Source organism: Deinococcus deserti VCD115, assembly GCF_000020685.1.
In the GTDB taxonomy this organism is placed as follows: Bacteria; Deinococcota; Deinococci; order Deinococcales; family Deinococcaceae; genus Deinococcus; species Deinococcus deserti.
In genome coordinates, this window is sequence record NC_012526.1 from 1,331,175 (window position 1) to 1,349,847 (window position 18,673).

The 18,673-nt window shown below is 61.7% G+C and carries 16 protein-coding genes and 1 tRNA gene; 10 read left to right on the plus strand and 7 right to left on the minus strand.

Annotated elements, in window-relative coordinates:
* Positions 1 to 11 precede the first annotated feature (11 nt).
* From DEIDE_RS06340 to DEIDE_RS06365, 6 genes are all read left to right on the plus strand, one after another.
* On the plus strand, positions 12 to 1,769 hold the full coding sequence (locus DEIDE_RS06340; RefSeq protein WP_012693127.1) for an ABC transporter substrate-binding protein: 1,758 nt from the start codon (positions 12 to 14) through the stop codon (positions 1,767 to 1,769).
* Positions 1,770 to 1,865: 96 nt separating this feature from the next.
* Positions 1,866 to 2,846: an ABC transporter permease gene (locus DEIDE_RS06345; RefSeq protein ID WP_012693128.1), complete on the plus strand. Its 981-nt coding sequence runs from the start codon at positions 1,866 to 1,868 to the stop codon at positions 2,844 to 2,846.
* A gap of 10 nt (positions 2,847 to 2,856) precedes the next feature.
* Positions 2,857 to 3,996 (plus strand): ABC transporter permease, encoded by a 1,140-nt coding sequence (locus DEIDE_RS06350; protein ID WP_012693129.1) that lies wholly within the window; start codon positions 2,857 to 2,859, stop codon positions 3,994 to 3,996.
* 76 nt (positions 3,997 to 4,072) lie between these two features.
* Positions 4,073 to 5,119: an ABC transporter ATP-binding protein gene (locus DEIDE_RS06355; RefSeq protein ID WP_012693130.1), complete on the plus strand. Its 1,047-nt coding sequence runs from the start codon at positions 4,073 to 4,075 to the stop codon at positions 5,117 to 5,119.
* The gene (locus DEIDE_RS06360; protein ID WP_012693131.1) at positions 5,116 to 6,147 is read left to right on the plus strand and encodes an ABC transporter ATP-binding protein; all 1,032 of its coding nucleotides are present in this window, start codon (positions 5,116 to 5,118) and stop codon (positions 6,145 to 6,147) included. The genes DEIDE_RS06355 and DEIDE_RS06360 overlap by 4 nt, the downstream gene beginning before the upstream one ends.
* Before the next feature lie 122 nt (positions 6,148 to 6,269).
* Positions 6,270 to 7,553, plus strand: coding sequence for a DUF4139 domain-containing protein (locus DEIDE_RS06365; RefSeq protein ID WP_041227467.1), 1,284 nt, complete (start codon positions 6,270 to 6,272; stop codon positions 7,551 to 7,553).
* Between the two features lie 121 nt (positions 7,554 to 7,674).
* Here DEIDE_RS06365 and DEIDE_RS06370 read toward each other — a convergent pair whose 3' ends face one another.
* Together DEIDE_RS06370 and metH are read right to left on the minus strand one after the other, a co-directional pair.
* Positions 7,675 to 8,415 (minus strand): methylenetetrahydrofolate reductase, encoded by a 741-nt coding sequence (locus tag DEIDE_RS06370; RefSeq protein WP_012693133.1) that lies wholly within the window; start codon positions 8,413 to 8,415, stop codon positions 7,675 to 7,677.
* Entirely contained in the window at positions 8,412 to 12,101 is a 3,690-nt protein-coding gene (gene metH / locus DEIDE_RS06375; protein ID WP_012693134.1) for a methionine synthase, read from the minus strand. Before metH ends, DEIDE_RS06370 begins: the two co-directional genes overlap by 4 nt.
* Positions 12,102 to 12,527: 426 nt before the next feature.
* Between metH and DEIDE_RS06380 the strand changes: the two genes are divergently transcribed.
* Together DEIDE_RS06380 and DEIDE_RS06385 are read left to right on the plus strand one after the other, a co-directional pair.
* Positions 12,528 to 12,833, plus strand: a complete 306-nt coding sequence (locus tag DEIDE_RS06380; RefSeq protein ID WP_012693135.1) for a hypothetical protein — start codon at positions 12,528 to 12,530, stop codon at positions 12,831 to 12,833.
* A gap of 169 nt (positions 12,834 to 13,002) precedes the next feature.
* Complete coding sequence (locus DEIDE_RS06385; protein WP_012693136.1) at positions 13,003 to 13,416, plus strand: DUF4383 domain-containing protein; 414 nt, start codon at positions 13,003 to 13,005, stop codon at positions 13,414 to 13,416.
* Positions 13,417 to 13,475: 59 nt separating this feature from the next.
* On the opposite strand, the gene DEIDE_RS06390 is transcribed toward DEIDE_RS06385, so the two are convergent.
* Positions 13,476 to 14,333, minus strand: a complete 858-nt coding sequence (locus tag DEIDE_RS06390; protein WP_041227142.1) for a prephenate dehydratase — start codon at positions 14,331 to 14,333, stop codon at positions 13,476 to 13,478.
* 89 nt (positions 14,334 to 14,422) lie between these two features.
* On the opposite strand from DEIDE_RS06390, the gene DEIDE_RS06395 reads away from it, so the two are divergent.
* On the plus strand, positions 14,423 to 15,832 hold the full coding sequence (locus DEIDE_RS06395) for an amidase family protein (RefSeq protein ID WP_012693138.1): 1,410 nt from the start codon (positions 14,423 to 14,425) through the stop codon (positions 15,830 to 15,832).
* Positions 15,833 to 15,876: 44 nt separating this feature from the next.
* A tRNA-Val gene (locus DEIDE_RS06400) sits at positions 15,877 to 15,951 on the plus strand.
* Between the two features lie 86 nt (positions 15,952 to 16,037).
* On the opposite strand, the gene DEIDE_RS06405 is transcribed toward DEIDE_RS06400, so the two are convergent.
* The 4 genes from DEIDE_RS06405 to DEIDE_RS06420 form a co-directional block, all read right to left on the minus strand.
* Positions 16,038 to 17,201, minus strand: coding sequence for a tyrosine-type recombinase/integrase (locus DEIDE_RS06405; protein ID WP_012693139.1), 1,164 nt, complete (start codon positions 17,199 to 17,201; stop codon positions 16,038 to 16,040).
* Between the two features lie 230 nt (positions 17,202 to 17,431).
* Positions 17,432 to 17,656, minus strand: coding sequence for a hypothetical protein (locus DEIDE_RS06410; protein WP_041227143.1), 225 nt, complete (start codon positions 17,654 to 17,656; stop codon positions 17,432 to 17,434).
* Positions 17,653 to 18,207, minus strand: a complete 555-nt coding sequence (locus DEIDE_RS06415) for a hypothetical protein (protein WP_012693141.1) — start codon at positions 18,205 to 18,207, stop codon at positions 17,653 to 17,655. Before DEIDE_RS06415 ends, DEIDE_RS06410 begins: the two co-directional genes overlap by 4 nt.
* A gap of 178 nt (positions 18,208 to 18,385) precedes the next feature.
* A complete protein-coding gene (locus DEIDE_RS06420; RefSeq protein WP_041227144.1) occupies positions 18,386 to 18,670 on the minus strand; it encodes a hypothetical protein in 285 nt (94 codons plus the stop codon).
* Positions 18,671 to 18,673: the final 3 nt, after the last annotated feature.

Genomic DNA, 18,673 nt, shown 5'->3' on the forward strand with positions numbered 1-18,673 from the left:
TAGGAGACTCCATGAAAAAAGCCCTGCTTCTTGCGCTGGCCATGACCGCCAGCACCTCGCTCGCAGCACCCTTTGTGTGGCCCGCCGCCTGGACCGCTGAGCAGAACACCGCTCCAAAGCGCGGTGGCGAATACCGCAACTACAACCTGACTGATTACAAGACGCTGAACCCTTTTACGAGCGTTGAAGCTAACAGCCTGCCCCTCCGCATGGGCTACGGCACGGGTCTGTTCTTCCAGGATCCCCGCAACGACGAATTCATTCCCTATATGGCCGATGGCAAGCCTGTTGTCAGCAACAATAACAAGCGCTTTGTGGTCAAGATCCGTCAGGGCATGAAATTCAGTGATGGTCAGGCCATCACCGCCGACGACTGGGTCAGCACCATGACGATCCACAAGGATGACAAGGTCGGCAGCAACAGCTTCGACAGCTTCTTCCTGAACAAGAAGCCCATCACCATCAAGAAGATTGACACTTACACCCTGCAGTTTGACTTCCCTCAGCCCAGCTCTCAGGCTTACAGCCGCATGGCCTTCACCCCCTGGCCTGACCACGTCTTCGGCAAGACCTACCGTGCCGGCGGCGCTGAGGCCATCAAGAAGATGTGGACCCTGGGCACCAACCCCAGCGAGATCGTGAGCCCTGGCGCTTGGGTCCTGGAATCGCTGCGTGCTGGTGAGCGTGCTGTCCTGAAGAAGAACCCACACTGGGGTGACTGGAACCAGGACAGCCGTGGCAACGAGCTGCCCTACCTGGACCGTACCTCCTACCGTATCGTAGGCGACGCGAACGCGGCGCTCGCCGCTTACCTGTCCGGCCAGATCGATACCGTCGCCGTGCGTAACGCCGACGACCTGGCCCAGATCAAGAAGGCCATGGACGCAGGCAGCCTCAAGGCTTTCCTGAGGCCCAACGTCAGCCCCCAGGCCACCAGCCAGTGGATCGTCTTCAACTGGAACAAGGCCAGTGATCCTGCCAAGCAGAAGCTGTTCCGCGACGTGCGTTTCCGCCGCGCCATGAGCCACCTCGCCAACCGTCAGGCCATGGTTCAGCTCGCTCTGGGTGGTCTGGGCACCGAGACGTACTTCAGCGTGTACCCGATCTTCAAGCAGCAGATGGCCGCTGGCGCCAACGCTCCCAAGTACCCCTTCAACCCCGGTGAAGCCACCAGGCTGCTGGCCCAGATGGGTTACACCAAGAAGAACGCTCAGGGCTTCCTGGTCGACAAGGCTGGTAAGGTCCTGGAGTTCAACCTCAGCACCAACGCCGGCAACACCGTGCGTGAGCAGCTCGGCCGTATTTTTGCCGACGAAGCCAAGAAGGTCGGCGTGAAGGTTAACTTCACCCCCATTGACTTCAACAACCTCGTTAACCAGCTGACCGCCAAGGGCGAGAACCGTCCCTTCGACGCCATCCTGCTGGGTCTGTCCGGTGGCAGCAACATCTGGAGCTTCGGCAGCAACGTCGTTCCCTGCGGTACCAACCTGCACAGCTACAACAACCCGACTAACGGCGCCTGCGCCACCAGCCAGGAACAGCTGATGACCAAGCTGTACTACCAAGGCGACGCCGAGTTTGACGACGCCAAGCGCCGCGCCATCGGTGGCCGCATCATGCAGGCCGAAGGCGAGCTGCAGCCTGTGATCTACCTGGTCGGCGGTAACTACCACGCCACCTGGAACGAGCGCGTCGGCGGTGAGCGCCCGGCAGCCCACCTGGACGCGTACTACGGCGACCGCGAACTGGCCCTGACCTTTATCAAGTAACCCCGCCACACCTTCAGGAGGGGTGGCCTGCGAAAGCGGGCTGCCCCCCCAACCATGTGAGCCCGGTTCTTTCGTCACCTCTCAGAGGTACCTAGCATGATCCCATTCATCCTGCGGCGGGTGGTCCAGGCCGTCCCCACACTCTTTCTCTCCAGCCTGCTGATCTTTTTTGTCATTCAGCTGGCTCCTGGTGACTTTCTGACACCAGCACGGCTCAACCCGAACATTGCCCCTGAGCAACTCGAAGCGCTCTCCCGAAACTTCGGCCTGGACCGCCCGCTGTGGCAGCAGTACCTGGTATGGATGCGCAACATGGCCACCGGCGACTTTGGGCTGTCGTTCCAGTACCAGCAGCCAGTACTTAACATCGTCTGGCCGCGCATCGTGAATTCTCTCTACCTTGTACTCCTGTATCTTGTCCTGTTTTATGTCATTGCCATACCGCTCGGCGTGTACGGCGCAGTGCGTCAGAATTCCTTCGGGGACCGCAGCACCGGAGTCGTGCTGTATTTCCTCCTGGGTTTTCCCAGCTTCTTTCTGGCACTGCTCGTGATCTACTTCATCCTTCAGGTCAGGCATGCCACGGGCCTGGATATTCCTATTGGTGGAATGACCAGCGACAATCACAACACGTTGTCGGCCCTGGGTAAGGTCTGGGATATCCTGAAGCACATTCTGATCCCGGCCACGGTCCTTGCCGTGTCGGACGCCGCTGGCCTTACCCGCGTGATTCGTGGTCAGATGCTTGAGGTGCAGCGTGCGGACTATGTCAGGACCGCCCTGGCTAAGGGAGTGACTGAACGCGTTGCGATCTGGAAACACACCTTCCGCAATGCCATCCTGCCTATTGTCGCTGGCATCGGCGGTCTCCTTCCCAGCCTGTTTGCTGGTGCGGGCTTTGCTGAAGTGGTGTTCGCTTACCCTGGCATCACGCCCATGCTTCTCTCTGCCATCAATACCCAGGATCTGTATGTCATTGCTGGATTTACCATGATCACAACCGTTCTGCTGATTATCGGGAATGCCCTGAGCGATCTGCTGCTTGCAGTAGTAGACCCGCGCGTGAAGGTAGGCTGAGGAGACCGCTATGACGACTGTTCCCTCAAATGTTCCTGCTGTCCGCTCCAATAAGGCTCAGTCCCAGTTCGGGGTGGCCTGGAGGCAGTTCCGGAAAAACCGTCTGGCCCAGATCGGCGGCTTCCTGCTTACCTTGATGTATCTGCTGGCAGTGTTTGCGCCTGTGGTGGCTCCGGATGGCCTCTCTACGTATTCCACGTCAAACATCACCCGTTACCATCCTCCAACTCCCGTTCATATTCGTGACCCTGAAAGCGGAGCCTTTGGGCGGCCTTTCGTGTATAAGTACACGCAACAGCTCAACATGGATACCTTCGTGAACGAGTACAAGCCGTCGGCTGAGAAATGCCCGATCTTTTTCGGTGTTCGCGGCGACAGCTACCGCATTCTCGGCCTGATTCCCGGAAACATTCACCTGTTTGGTACCGGCCAGGAGAATCCGGATTGCAACGTCTACCTGTTTGGGGGCGAAGCTCTGGGGCGTGACCTGTTTACGCGGACCATGTATGCCTCGCAGATCAGCCTTACGATCGGTGTGGGCGCTGTATTGATCAGCACCCTCATCGGACTTGCGATGGGATCAGCGGCGGCCTTCTTCGGCGGCTTTGTGGATACCGTGGTGATGCGCCTTGTGGAAGTGATCGCGGCGATTCCCTACCTGTTCCTGCTGATCTTGCTGCGCTCCGTCTTTCCCCAGGACATCAATCCGATTCTGGCGCTGTACATGATTCTGGGTCTGCTGGCTTTTATCAGCTGGGGTGGTCTGGCCCGCGCGGTTCGTGGCCAGCTGATGAGCGTACGGGAACAGGACTTTGTTTCTGCGGCTCAGGCCCTGGGGGCAAGTAACGGACGCATCATGTGGCGGCACATGCTCCCTACAATGACCACGTTCGTCATTGTTGGACTGAGTCTGTCCATTCCGGGAGCCATCCTGACGGAATCGGGATTGAGCTTCCTGGGAATCGGGGCCGTCGAGCCCTACGTGTCCTGGGGCAGCCTGCTCGCTCAGGCTCAGGAAGGCGGTCTGGCCAGCATCAATCAACGTCCGTGGGTGCTGATTCCCGGCTTCTTCATCGTATTTACGGTGATGTGCTTTCAGCTTCTGGGCGACGGGCTGCGTGACGCCTTCGACCCCCGCAAGCGTCAGTGAGGCGTAACAGGGTCACGCTCTCGTCAGCCTGTATGATGCAGGGCGTGTCCCACAATGAGCAGCAGATGGAGGAAGAATGACCCATCAGGGTGAAGTATTGCTGGCGGTGAACGGCCTGAAAACGTATTTCTACACCGACGACGGTGTAGTCAAAAGCGTTGACGGCGTCACCTTCCATATCAACAAAGGCGAAACGCTGGCCGTTGTGGGCGAATCGGGTTCAGGCAAGAGCGTGACCAGTCTGTCGATCATGCGCCTGATTCCTATGCCACCCGGCAAGATTGTCGAAGGCGAGATTCTGTTTACCGACAAAAGCGGTACGCAGAAGAACCTGGTAAACATCAGTGAAGCTGAGATGCGCCAGATCCGTGGCAATGACATCAGCATGATTTTCCAGGAGCCGATGACCAGCCTCAACCCGGTCTACACCATCGGTGATCAGATTGCCGAGGCGGTGATCCTGCACCAGAACAAAAACAAGAAAGAAGCTCTGGGCGTGGCCACCGATATGTTGCGTCTGGTCGGTATTCCTGCCCCCGAAAAACGGGTTCACGAGTACCCGCACCAGATGTCCGGGGGCATGCGTCAGCGTGTGATGATCGCCATGGCACTGTCTTGTAACCCGGCTCTGCTGATTGCTGACGAGCCGACCACCGCGCTGGACGTGACCATTCAGGCGCAGATCCTGGACCTGATGCGCAAGCTGCAGCGCGAGATCGGTATGAGCATCCTGTTCATCACCCATAACCTGGGCGTGGTGGCGGAGATGGCGGACCGCGTCGTCGTGATGTACGGCGGCCGTGTGGTGGAAGAAGGCGACGTGGTCGAGATTTTCAAAGCCCCGCGCCATCCTTACACCATGGGCCTGCTGAACAGCATTCCGCGTCCCAGCGATCACGAGTATGTGCCCGGCGCGCCCAAGGGCCGCCTGGAAGCTATCCCTGGCAACGTTCCCAACCCCCTGAATCTGCCGCCGGGCTGCTCTTTCGAGCCGCGCTGCAAGTTCGCTATTCCTGAGTGCAGTGCAGCTGTGCCGCCCCTGGAGGACACCGGGCACGGGCACACTGCCCGTTGCATTCGCTGGCGCGAATTCGAGAAGGTTCAGACGGAGGTCACCGCATGACTGCTACCCCTTTGAGCCCAAGCGTGGCCCGTGACCGCAGCGCCATGGCAGCGACTGGACAGACGCTGCTGGATGTCCAGCACCTGGAGAAGTACTTCCCGATCCGCGGCGGCCTGATGTCGCGGGTGGTCGGCAACGTCAAGGCCGTCAACGACATCAGCTTCAAGGTCGGTCGCGGCGAAGTGGTCGGCCTGGTCGGTGAGTCCGGGTCGGGCAAAACCACCGCTGGCCGCGCCATTCTGCGTCTGGTTGAGCCGACCGGCGGACAGGTCATCTTCAACGGCACCGACATCACCAAGCTCTCCAAAGGGCAGATGCGCGACTACCGCCGTGAGATGCAGATCATTTTCCAGGACCCGTTTGCCAGCCTGAACCCCCGAATGACGGTCAGTGACATCATCGGTGAGGCCATGCAGATCCACAACCTGCACCCGGGACGCGAGCGTATCGACCGCATCGCCGAGTTGCTGCAGCGCGTCGGTCTGCGCCCCGAGCACATGGGCCGCTACCCGCACGAGTTCTCCGGAGGTCAGCGTCAGCGTATCGGTATTGCGCGCGCGCTGGCCGTTGACCCCAGCTTTATCGTGGCAGACGAGCCGGTTTCGGCACTGGACGTTTCGATTCAGGCGCAGGTGGTCAACCTGATTCAGGACCTGCAGGAAGAACTGGGCCTGACCGTGCTGTTTATTGCCCACGACCTGCACGTTGTGGAGTACATCTGCGACCGCATGATCGTGATGTACCTGGGCCGCATCATGGAGATTGCGCCCAGCCGCGAGCTCAACCGCAATCCCAAGCACCCTTACACCGAGGCCCTGCTGTCGGCGGCGCCGGTGCCTGATCCCACGATCAAGCGTCAGCGCATCATCCTGGAAGGCGACATTCCCAGCCCGATCAATCCGCCTTCGGGTTGCGTGTTCCGGACCCGCTGCCGCTATGCCATTGCCGACTGCGCCAACATCGTTCCGGAGCTGCGTGAGGTCGCGCCCGATCACTTCAAAGCCTGCATCCGCGACGATATTCTCTGATCGTTCCTGCACCATGAGAACCGTCCATACGAGCGTATGGGCGGTTTTCTTTGGTGACTAACTGTTGATTCAAATGGTCATCTTCTCACACTTCATCAGGGGACGTGGCGCAAGCTGACTTTATGCGACACCTACTATCACTTGCTGCTGCCCTGAGCCTTGGAGGTGCTGTGGCTACTGATCTGCGCGTCTACCCCAGCTTCACGGAAGTGCGGGAACCAGTGACCGCTTCGGGCACAACTCTAAGCGTCGCTCTGCCGCAGGAAGCCTGGGCAGGAGTCATCCCCGGGAGCCTGGACCTGGAGGGTCTGGCCTTTATCAGTGCCCTTCAGAACCTGGAACCCAACTGGTTGGCCACCCTGGAAGGCAAAACCGTGTATCTCATGCGTGAAGGAAATCGCACCGAGCCGGTCACACTGATCCGGGCCCGCGATCTGCTGGTGCGGGATAGTGCTGGCCGCTACTTCACGGTGCAATTCAACCAGTTGCAGTTTGACGTTCTGCCTCCCAGCAATCCACTCAGCCCGTCACAGAGCCTGGTCTTCAACCTTGCAAAGGCAGGCAGCGGCACGCTGAGCTACCTGACGCGCAGCGTGAGCTGGCAACCTCGTTACACCCTGAAGGCCAGCGACGCCGGAGCTCAGCTTGCGGCTCTGGCCGATATCCGCAACGGTACAGACCTGCCCTACGAGGTGAAAAACACTGAACTCTACGCCGGAGACGTCAATGTGCAGGGCGGGGGATACCCTCCCCCTGCTCCGATGATGCAGAGCGAAGCTATGGATTCTGCTGCTCGGGTCACGTCTGCCCCCAAAATCGTCAGCAGTGGGGATCTGCGCGGTCTGTATAAATACACTTTGTCCACCGCTTTCAGGCTGCCTGCCAACAGTGTGGTCACGCTGCCCTTCCTGAACCCTAAACTGACCAGCTTCGACCGTTACGTTGGCCTCAACACCTTTTTTAGTCCAGAGGCACAGGAAGGAACGCTAAGCCGCTTTTACCGTTTTAAGGCAGATGACCGGCTTCCAGGGGGACCTATCACTGTTCGGGAAGAGGGACGTATCGTTGGTCAGACGAACATTGGTGAGACCCGTAAAGGCGGTATGGTGGAATTTACCCTCGGTCAGGACCCTGACGTGGCCTACACCCGCACTGTGCAGACCCTTAACCAGGCCCGCGACGCCAAGGGCAATGTCAACCGCACGACTTACAAGGTCACTTACCTGCTGGAGAGCAGCAAGACCCGCTCCGTGCGTGCTGAGATTACGGAACGTGTTGGTGGACGGCGGATCATCATCGACAGTCTTCCTCCCGCCCAGAATCAGGGGATAGCCACGCTGAAGGTGGATATTCCTGCCGGAGGGAAAGTAACCCGCAGCTTTACTGTGGTTGTCGATAACAGCTGACCTCCAGTCAGGTCCAGGCCGCTCCTTTGCAATGCAGAGGAGCGGCCTGCTTACTGGGAATATCTGGGGCTATTCGCCAGCCCTACAGCTGTATGACTCCCGGCTTTAGCCAGACCGACAGCTACAGCAGCCCGCCCAGATATGCCAGCGTGTCCGCGCGCACCGGCATGAAGTATGCGTGCTGGTTGCGCTCCTGGGCAAAGGCAAGCATCTGGGCTGCAAACTGGCGGTTCCATTCCAGGGTCGGCTGAAAGCTCCTCGGGAATACGGCATGGTTGCGGGTGCGCCAGTAGTTCAGCGACCCTTCTTCGGTTACAGAGGTTGCCCCCCACCAGACTTCGGCTTGCTGCGGAATGAGGTCGGCGTACGTTTCCATCAGACGGAGGTCAAAAAACGGTTGGGTAAAGAAGCCCACAGCTCCGGCTTCCAGCTTTCGCTCCAGATAGTCCTGTTCGCGGGCCAGCGACTGGCGGTAGGGGTCAAGGCCAGCGTAGACCCTGACATGAGGCAATTCCCGGGCAAAACGCCGAATTGCCGTGATGGCGTCCACATCGTAAACGCGGGCACTCATGTCGGCAGGTGCGTCACCGGAAACAATCAGGACTTCATCCAGTCCGTGCTCATCCAGGTGGGCCGCCATCGGCAGTGGTTCATGAGGGTTGAGATCCACAGCGCGGATGTGCGGAATGGCCCGGTAGTGCGGACGTGCGAAAGCGCAGCCGTGCCATGAACGCGTCGAAAAGCGCGTCAGATCCGGAATATTGACCGTATCCACCCCCGGCAGATGTTCTGCGACTGCCTGCAGTTCTGCACGCAACGCCGAGCGCGACCGGGGCACAAGTTCAATAGACACGCGCGTCACAGCGCCACCGCCTCGGCCCTGCGGGCCGGATCATAGGCCAGCAGAGGACCCAGCCAGCGCTCTGCTTCTTCCAGAGTCCAGCCCTTGCGGTGGGCGTAGTCTTCGACCTGATCCCGGCCGATTCTCCCTACCGCGAAGTACTGGGCGTCCGGGTGAGCAAAGTACAGACCAGAAACTGCAGCCGCCGGGGTCATGGCGCAGGACTCGGTCAGTGCCAAGCCGGCTTCTTCAGCCCTCAGCAGCTGGAACAGGGTCCGCTTTTCGGTATGGTCCGGCTGTGCAGGATAGCCGGGTGCAGGCCGGATACCGGCATAGCGCTCGCGGATCAGGTCGTCGTTGGCCAGGGCCTCGTCGGGTGCGTACCCCCAGTGACGGACCCGGACATCGCGGTGAAGTTTCTCGGCAAAGGCTTCGGCCAGCCGGTCAGCCACAGCCTTGACCAGGATCGAGTTGTAGTCGTCATGGGCGGCTTCGAAAGCCCGGGCCAGTTCCTCGGCACCGTGAATGGCCACTGCGAAAGCGCCGACATGATCCCCCTGCTGCGCCACAAAGTCGGCCAGGGCGGTGTTGGGAGTTGTCTGGTCGCGCTGCTGACGCAGGGTATGCAGCCGGAATTCCGTGTCAAAGTCAGCGCGGCCGGCAGCCAGTTCATGGGTATGGTGATCGAGCGTGTCCGACTGAGCGCCCGCAGTAACCACGATGTCATCCCCTTCACGGTGTGCAGGCCACAGGCCGATCACGCCCCGGGCGGTCAGCGTTCCTTCAGCAATCACCCGCTGCAGGAGCGCCTGGGCATCCTCGAAGAGCTTCCGGGCTTCGGGGCCACGCAGGGGATCAGTCAGGATGTTCGGGTAGATCCCCTTCATTTCCCAGGCAATGAAAAAGGGTGTCCAGTCGATGTAGTCGAGCAGCTCCGCAATGGGCTGTTCGATCAGCTGACGGCCCGGCTGCGCGGGTGCCGGAGGCACAGCAGGGGAGAGCTGTGGAGCCCGTGCTCTGGCTTGTGCAAGGGGAATTAAACGTACGGTGCGTTCACCGTGGCGTTCGCGCAGGCTGGCGTACTCGTCGCGCGTTCTTTCCTGCACAGCTTCGGGCTGGGTCAGCAGATCATTGACCACACCGACGGCGCGGCTGGCGTCCATGACGTGCACGACCGTGCCGTCGTAGGCCGGATCGATCTTGACCGCCGTGTGGGCGCGGCTGGTGGTGGCGCCACCGATCAGCAGGGGCGTTTTCAGGCCCCGGCGCGTCATCTCTCGGGCGACCGTGACCATCTCGTCCAGGCTGGGGGTAATCAGTCCAGACAGACCAATGACGTCTGCACCCATCTCGCTGGCGGTGTCCAGAATCTTTTCGGTCGAAACCATGACGCCCAGGTCGGTGACCTGATAGCCGTTGCAGGCCAGGACCACCCCGACAATGTTCTTGCCGATGTCGTGAACGTCTCCCTTGACGGTAGCGAGCAGGACCTTACCCTTGCCGCTCTGGCTGGTCTGCTCAGCTTCCAGGTACGGCGTCAGGTGAGCCACCGCGCGTTTCATGACCCGGGCACTCTTGACGACCTGAGGAAGAAACATCTTGCCTGCACCGAACAGGTCGCCCACGACGTTCATGCCGTCCATCAACGGCCCTTCGATGACGGCCAGTGGGGAGCCCAGCAGCTGATAGGCCTCCTCGGCGTCCTCGGTGACGTGATCGGTAATACCACTGACCAGCGCGTGCTTCAGCCGCTCAGTGACCGGCAGTTCGCGCCAGGCGCTCTGTGCGGAGGCCTCACGCTTGACGCCCTTGTAGCTCTCGGCCAGGGTGATCAGCCGCTCGGTCGCGTCGGGACGGCGTGCGAGGATAACGTCCTCCACCGCCTCCCGCAGCTCCGGCTCGATGTCCTCGTACACGGCGAGCATGCCCGCATTGACGATGCCCATGTCCAGGCCTGCACGGATGGCGTGATACAGGAACACCGAGTGCATCGCCTCGCGCACGTGGTTGTTGCCCCGGAACGAGAACGACACGTTGCTGATTCCACCTGAGACCAGCGCGCCCGGCAGGTTTTCCTTGATCCAGCGTGTCGCCTCGATAAAGTCGATGGCGTAGCGATCGTGCTCCTCCATGCCAGTGGCCACCGTCAGGACGTTGGGATCAAAAATAATGTCCTGCGGCGGGAAGCCGGCCTCCTGCGTCAGCAGCCGGTAAGCGCGGGAGGTAATCTCCTTGCGGCGCTCCAGGTTATCGGCCTGCCCCTGCTCATCGAAGGCCATGACCACAGCAGCGGCTCCGTACCGGCGCAGCAGTCTCGCGCGCTCCAGGAACTTCTCCTCGCCGTCTTTCAGGCTGATGGAGTTGACCACTGCCTTCCCCTGCACCCGCTTGAGGCCCGATTCGAGAATCTCCCACTTGCTGGAATCCAGCATCAGGGGCACGCGTGAAATGTCGGGCTCACCTGCCAGCAGGTTCAGGAACTTGACCATAGCCGCCTCACCGTCGAGCATGCCTTCATCGAAGTTCACGTCGACCAGCTGCGCACCGTTCACAACCTGCTGGCGGGCAATCTTGAGACCGGAGTCGTAATCGTCGGCCAGAATGGCCTTCGAGAACTTGGGACTACCCGTCACGTTGGTCCGCTCACCCACATTCACGAAGTTCGTTTCGGGAGTGACTGTAAAGGCTTCGAGCCCGCTCAGGCGCAGGTAGGGAGGCAGCGTCGGGGGGGTTCTGGGCGGCAGTCCTGCCACGGCCTCGGCTATCGCCCGGATGTGGTCTGGTGTGGTGCCGCAGCATCCGCCCACGATGTTGACCAGCCCGTCTTCCGCGAACGATCGCAGTACGGCGGCTGTGTGTTCCGGGGTCTCGTCATACTCGCCAAAGGCATTGGGCAGACCGGCATTGGGGTGCACCGAAACGAGTGTCCCCGAACTGGCTGCAACGGCGCGTAAGTGCGGGCGCAACAGGTCGGCGCCCAGCGCACAGTTCAGGCCCACACTGAACAGCTGGGCATGTTCCGTGCTGATCACGAAGGCTTCTGGGGTCTGGCCACTCAGGGTGCGTCCGGAGGCGTCCGTAATGGTGCCTGACAGCATGATGGGAAGCGTCCGGCCCGCCTGCGCGAAAGCTTCCTCGCAGGCGAACAGCGCCGCTTTGGCGTTCAGGGTGTCGAAGACCGTCTCGATCAGAATCAGATCGGCCCCGCCTGCGATCAGCCCATCGACCTGCTCGACATAGGCAGCCACCAGATCATCGAACGTCACATTCCGGAACTCGGGACGCTCGACGTCTGGGGACAGCGTCGCCGTGCGGTTGGTCGGACCCACAGCCCCTGCCACCCAGCGGGGCCGGCCGTCACGCGCCGTAAACTCGTCGGCCACCTCGCGGGCGAGGCGGGCCCCCGCTTCGCTCATGGCACGGGCCAGGTGCTCGGTGCCATAGTCTGCCTGCGAGATCACGGTGGAGTTGAAGGTATTAGTGCTGGCGATGTCCGCGCCGGCCTCGAAGTAGGCGCGGTGAACTTCGCGGATCACGTCAGGGCGGGTCAGCTGCAACAGGTCGAAGTTGCCCCGGTACATCCGCAGTGGATCGGCGCCGTCCCAGCGGAAATCGCCCTCGGTCAACCCGGCACGCTGGAGCATGGTGCCCCACGCGCCGTCCAGCACCAGAATGCGGCGCTGGGCTTCACTGTGAAGGCTGGCCACCCTGACCTCGTGCGGTGTCGCGGCCGGTTGAACCGGTACATTCGTCGTGCTATCGCGGCTGGTCAAAACACACCCCTGGTCGAACAGGGCCGCGTGTAAGCGGCCCACAAGTTTCTCTTGCGCTAAGCGCCTCCGCTGGGCCATCGTCGCCCGCTCGCGCCATCGTCAGCGCACCTACGCGGGGGCTTTCCTGAAAGCACCATGGCCGCAATGAAGGCCGGTTGCCGCGCCGTCACAGGGCAGGAAAAACCCTCGGGCATCTCTGGATGACCGTGCCGGGGAGGCACGATAAACGCAAGAATAGCGCGCTTGGGAATTTCAATTGTGCAGAGAGCTATTCAGGACTCAGGCACCGGTCACAGGGGTCGTGCAGGTCCGGCCACGACCTGACAGGAATGAGTGGGGGCGAGCTACAGTGCGTCTACCATGCACATTGTCCAATTGCTGCTGCCGCTGTACGACAATTCGGGCGAGGCCTTCGAAGGCGAGCTGTTTGCGCAGGTGCGGCAGACCCTGACCGAACACTTCGGCGGTCTGACCGCCTATGTCCGCGCCCCGGCAACAGGTCTGTGGAAGGAGGGCGACCGGACCGTGCGTGACGACGTTGTGGTGTACGAGGTGATGATTGAAGAACTGGACCGTTCCTGGTGGCGTACCTACAGGGAGTCCCTGCGCCTTAATTTCCGCCAGGATGCGCTGGTCATCCGGGTGCAGCCTGTTGAGCTGCTCTAGCCGCCGGGCCGTCTCCAGCGGCGGACCCTTTGCACCACCCCACAGCAAATCAAGAAACGCTAAGTCTGTTCAAGTCCTACTGCGGTTCCCGTCGTGGCTCAATGCAGGAAGCAAGCACGGCCTGGACAATGCCCTGTGACATGGTCCGGCCCGTTTAAAGGAGGAAGTTATGGTCAGAACCTTCGCACGTGCTGCCGGCATCATCTATCTCCTCGTGGGTCTTCTCGGGTTTATTCCTACGTTCCTGTCTCCATACGCTGGTCCTGATCTGGCAGTAGATTCCATGCAGGGGCGACTGCTGGGTCTGTTTCCAGTCAACCTGATGCACAACCTCGTGCACATCGCGATTGGGCTCTGGGGCCTGTCGGCGGCCCGCTCATTGGGAGCCTCGGTGGGCTTCGCCCGCGGCCTGGCAGTGCTGTACACGCTGCTGGCCATTATGGGCCTCATTCCGGGGCTGAAAACCATGTTCGGTCTGGCGCCCCTGCACGGCAACGACGTATGGCTGCACGCCGCAACTGCCCTGGTGGCCGCTTACTTCGGTTGGGGTGCCACACGCGACACCGCCGTCACCCGGACCTGAGCTCAAGGTATGGCAGCGCGGGGCAGGCGAATGGGCCTGCCCCGGTTTTATGAGTCCGTTTACCCCACTGTGTCCAGTGCCCGCGGATACGAACCGATGATCTTGGCATAGCTCGCCTTTCGCAGCACTCCGGCCAGTGCCTGCGCCACCTGAGGGTCCCGGGCGTCTCCCTCAATATCGACGTACATCAGGTAGCTCCAGGCCCGGTCGCGCCGGGGCCGGGATTCGATGCGGCTGAGGTTCAGCCCCCGCAGTTCGTTCAGTGTCTCGACCAGAAAACCTGGGGTGTGCCGGACGGCAAAAACTAGGCTGGTCTTGTGTGGAACGTCGGAGACGGCAGGCTCATGCCGGGCCAGGATGATGAAACGGGTGTAGTTGAACGGTTCGTCCTCGATCTCGCGGGCCAGGATGTTCATGCCGTACAGCTCCGCTGCGCGGCTGCTGGCAATCACCGCCTCGTCGCGAGCACCCCGGACGGCGAGGTCCTTGGCGCTGCCAGCCGTATCGTGTGCCGCTACAGGCCGCCAATTGTGCTTCCGGATCAGCGTGGTGCACTGATCCAGGGCCGGCTGCTGGCTCAGCACCTTACGGATGTCTCCCAGTTCCACGCCGGGCAGCGCCATCAGGCAGTGGCTGACCCGGACGACAACCTCGCCGATGACGTGCAGATCGGTCTCGCTGAGGAGGTCGATGGTCTGGTGGATGGCGCCCATCAGGCTGTTTTCGACCGGCAGCACCCCATAGTCAGCCTCGCCGGTTTCTACGGCACGTGCGACCTCATGGAAGGTGGGATAGCCGCAGGTGGCCTGCGTGTTGGGAACAGCATTGAGCGCAGCGATCTCGCCGTAGGCACCGGGATTTCCCTGGAACGCCACCGTCACGGCAGAGCTGGAGTGTGTGGAGGCCACGTCAGTCATGTTTCCGAGGCTACCGCACGGTACCGTTTTTACGGACAGCAAGAGGTAGACGTGGGCGGCCGACGGTCGATGCAAGCTACATTGCGGACATGACTGCCACGCCCCCGGACCCGATCCTTGATCTGGATGCCTGTGCCCTCAGCGCCGCAACCACCCGAGGTGACCTGACCTGTTCCGAAGTGACACGCGCGTACCTGACGCGTCTGCAAGCCTTAAATGGGCAACTGCGGGCTGTGATCACGGTGAACCCCAGTGCCCAGGCGGACGCTGAAGCCCTGGACCAACTCCCCCTGGGGGAACGACGGTCCATGCATGGAGTGCCTGTCCTGATCAAGGACAACATCGACGTTGCCGGACTGCCGACCACCGCAGGAAGCATCCTTCTGAAGGATCACATCCCGGCCGAGGACGCACCCCTGGTGGCCCGGTTGCGCGCCGCCGGGGCCGTGATCCTGGGCAAGGCCAACATGACCGAGTGGGCCAATTTCATGACCCTGGGAATGTCCAACGGGTACTCGTCCCTGGGCGGTCAGACGGTCAACCCCTGGGGTCCGGAGGTGGATACCGGGGGCAGTTCGTCCGGCAGCGGGGTTGCGGTCGCCGCCCGTCTCTGTGCTGCTGCCATCGGTACGGAGACCAGTGGAAGTATCGTCAGCCCTGCACATCAGAGTGGGGTGATCGGTCTGAAGCCAACCGTCGGTCTGGTGCCACGTACCGGAATTATTCCCATCAGCCACAGTCAGGACACTGCGGGTCCAATTACACGCAGCGTACGGGACGCCGCCCTGCTTCTGAACGTAATGGCTGGTCCCGACGCCCAGGACCCGGCCAGCCGTAACCTGCCTGTTCCTGACCTGAGCCTCACGGAAGGGGCGCTGAAGGGTGCGTCCATCGGGGTCATCCGGGACGAGACAGGCGTCAGCCCTGCCGATCAGCAGGCACAAAGTGCCGCCGAGGAGGCCATGATCCGTGCCGGGGCGACTCTGGTTCCCGTGGATTTTCCCAGCCGCGCGGAGATGCAGGCCTCGGGCTGGATGCTTGACGTCCTGGTCTATGAGTTCAAGCACGATCTGAATGCATACCTGGCAGGGGTTACGAATGGTCCGCGCTCGCTTTCAGAGGTCATTGAGGCCAACGACGCAGATCCGGAACGCTGCCTGCGATATGGGCAGCACCTGCTGTATGCCGCTCAGGGAACCAGGGGTGACTTAAGTGAACAGGGCTATCTCCGTGCCCGTGAGCGTGATTTACGGCTGACACGCACCGGGGGTTTTGACCAACTGTTTGCGCGTGGTCTTGACGCGGTGTTGTTTCCTGGCATTCAGGGCTGTAGCCAAGCGGCCAAGGCCGGCTATCCGAGTCTGAGTGTGCCTCATGTCGGCACGGGCGCACCTGGGGGCGTCCTGCTTGTCGCGCCCGCTGGCCAGGACGGCAGGCTGATGAGCCTGGGCGCCCACCTTAACCGTGAATTGGGAGGTGTGCGCCTCCCGCCGATCTGAGGCTTGCACTTTTGCTGCGGCTCAGGTAATATTTCAGGCCGCGTGGGCGGTTAGCTCAGCGGTAGAGCTTTCGCCTTACAAGCGACGGGTCGGGGGTTCAAATCCCTCACCGCCCACCACGTGCAGGACAGCAAATCCGCCCGATTCATCTCGGGCGGATTTCTCTGTTTTGGGGCATTCGTGCCTATCTCGTGCCCAAATCTCTTCAGGACAACTTCCCGGTGAGATTGAGAACCGGGGCCGCAACCTCTTCCTTGAAGACGTGACTGTAGACCGTCATGGTCACGAGGGGCGTCTTGTGGCCGATCAGTTTACTGATGTGCTGCAAACTCACTCCAGTTGCCGCCAAGAGGGTGACGAAGGTGTGGCGCGTCGCGTGCATGGACAGGTAACGGACCCCCGCCTTCGTGGTCAGTGCCTTCACCTTACGGTTGATGTTGGAGGGGTGCTGCATCTTGCCGTCCACGGTGGGAAACACGAAGTCCGTACCGCCCCAACCAGGGCGCGTGCTTTCAAGGTCACGCCATTCCCGTACCGCCTTCAGCACCCTCACGGCCTCCTCGCTCAGCGGCACCACCCTGCGAGACTCACGAGTCTTGGGATTACCCACGGCCCGGTGCCCGTCATTCTCGGTCAGGTTCCCCACGACCTTCAGCGTCTTTCCGGCCAGGTCAACCGCCGACCACTTAAGCCCCAGCAACTCCCCACGTCGCAGTCCAGTTTGCAGGCCAAGCGCCACTGCCCAACCGAACGGGGACCGATCTTCCATCGCCACGGCGAACAGCTTCGACGCCTCCTCATGCGTCCACGCCGGGACGTCTCCCGCATCTGCCAGTGCTTCGCGCCGAACTGCCTTCGCCGTGGCAGGGCGGACGACCTTTGCTGGGTTGCTGAGGATGACTCCCGTAAGAACCGCATGGTCAAGTGCTTGCCGTAGAACGAGGTGAATCTGGACTCGGGTACGCTCAAGGTCGGTATCCCTCCGCAGATCGGTGTAGAACCCCTTGAGCCGGGCGGCATCTAGCGCCCTTACTTTCGTCCCGCCGATGCGTGGGCGGATGTGACGGAGGAACACGCCCCGGTAGATGCTGGCGGTCCGTGCGCTGACCTCCTGCGCCTTCCCGTCCAGCCATTCCTCAATCAGCGTGTTCACTGTCATACCAGGGTCGGCGCTCACCCCTTGCCCCTTCGCCTCCAGCTTGACCTTCTGCATGAATGCCCGAAGCTCCTTCTCCGTGCCCGAGAACCGGCCTGTCAGCCGTTTGCGGGATTCGTCGGGAAGTTCTGCCCAGATGCGGTACTGGAACTTGTAGCGATTACTTCCCAGGCTCTCCAACACCGTGAAGGTGCCCATTCCGTGCTTGCCCATAGGCACAGACTAGGCCGCGAAAATGTTGCCCGTCAACAGTGTTCTGCGATGTCGCACGAGTTCATCATGCGACAGGTCAAAGTTGACGCCGCCGGAAACCCATAATATCCCCTTCATATCGCTGGGCACCGTTTCCCACCTGTGTCTACACGGAGCTCAGGAAATGGAACCAAGTCTTATCTTCCAGATAGCTCACCCATCAAAAATCCCGCCAGGACGGCGGACAGGGGTCACACAGGGTACTTGCGGGCGGCCAGGTACAGGGCCGCCGTGGTGAAAGGTGCGCCCGACCTGGAGGTAAAGCCACGACCTCGGAGGTCGGCGGCGACCTCTTCCCACGTCAGGCCCTCACCCCGAAGTCGTTTGGCCTCGGTCAAGGCCGGGCGCAGCTCGGTCAGGGCCTGGTCGCGCTGCCGGGCGTGGTACGCCGCCAGGTGCCGCCCGCGCCCGCTCACGCGGCCCTCCGGGGCAGGAAGGCCGCCCCCTCCACGCGAGCGGCCACCGCCAGCCAGGCCAGGGCGAAGGCGTTCAGGGCCTCCTGGGCCGCCGGGAGGAGCGCGGCGGCCTGCTGAGGCCAGCTTCCCGGCTCCACCCTGCGCCACGCGGTTCCGTCCGCTAGGTGCCTGCTGTACACGTTGCCGTGGACGGCGTATTCGCACATCACCAGCGCAACGGACTCGATGAACGCGGCCCGCGCCTGGTACAACTCCCGCTCAAGCTCGCGCCCTTCCAGCTCAACGGCGGCCACAGCCTCCAGGTCCGGCGCACGCCACCCGATCAGCAACCGCTCGACCACAGGCCGCCCAGCATCCAGCATCCGAGCATCGGCCCGGAAGCGGCCAGCCGGTGCCCATGCAGGCGCCTCCCAGCCCTCTGCCTGCACGTCCTGCTGCCCCGCCACGCTCACGCGGGCGACCGCTTCGACGTCCCCGCCCATCGTCATGACCACACCCCGGAACACCGTCACAGCGTCCCGCAGCGTTACCAAATCAGCACCCTTCGTCATCGTTCCCAACTCCTTGTCAAAATCACGTCTCCGCACGCCTTGGCGGCGGGGATGTCCCGAAAACACTCGCCCAGCGCACGCCCACACCCTCAAGGTTCAATCCTTCGCGCCCACGCTCAGGGCATCACCGTCAAGGTGTCCGCCCCCGTGCAGCAGCTTCAGCACCATCCTGCGAGGGTCAACCCTGAAGAAGTGCCGCCGTGGTCATCACTTTCGGTAAACCAGCGGGTGAAAACAGGTGCGCGATGCGCCCGACTTTCCCCCGTTGCAATACCTGCTCCAGCCCGTCTGACACGTTATCCAGAAGATGTTTCGTGTAGAGCACGAAACCCCACAGCGAACTCAACTCCGACCGGGCAGACTCGAGAGGCCGGTGCGGACTCATAGCCCTCCGGTCCTCTGAGTGGTGGTCGGGGTGGTAGCCGATCAGAACACCCGCGTCCTTCTCGGCGCGGGTGTTCACGTG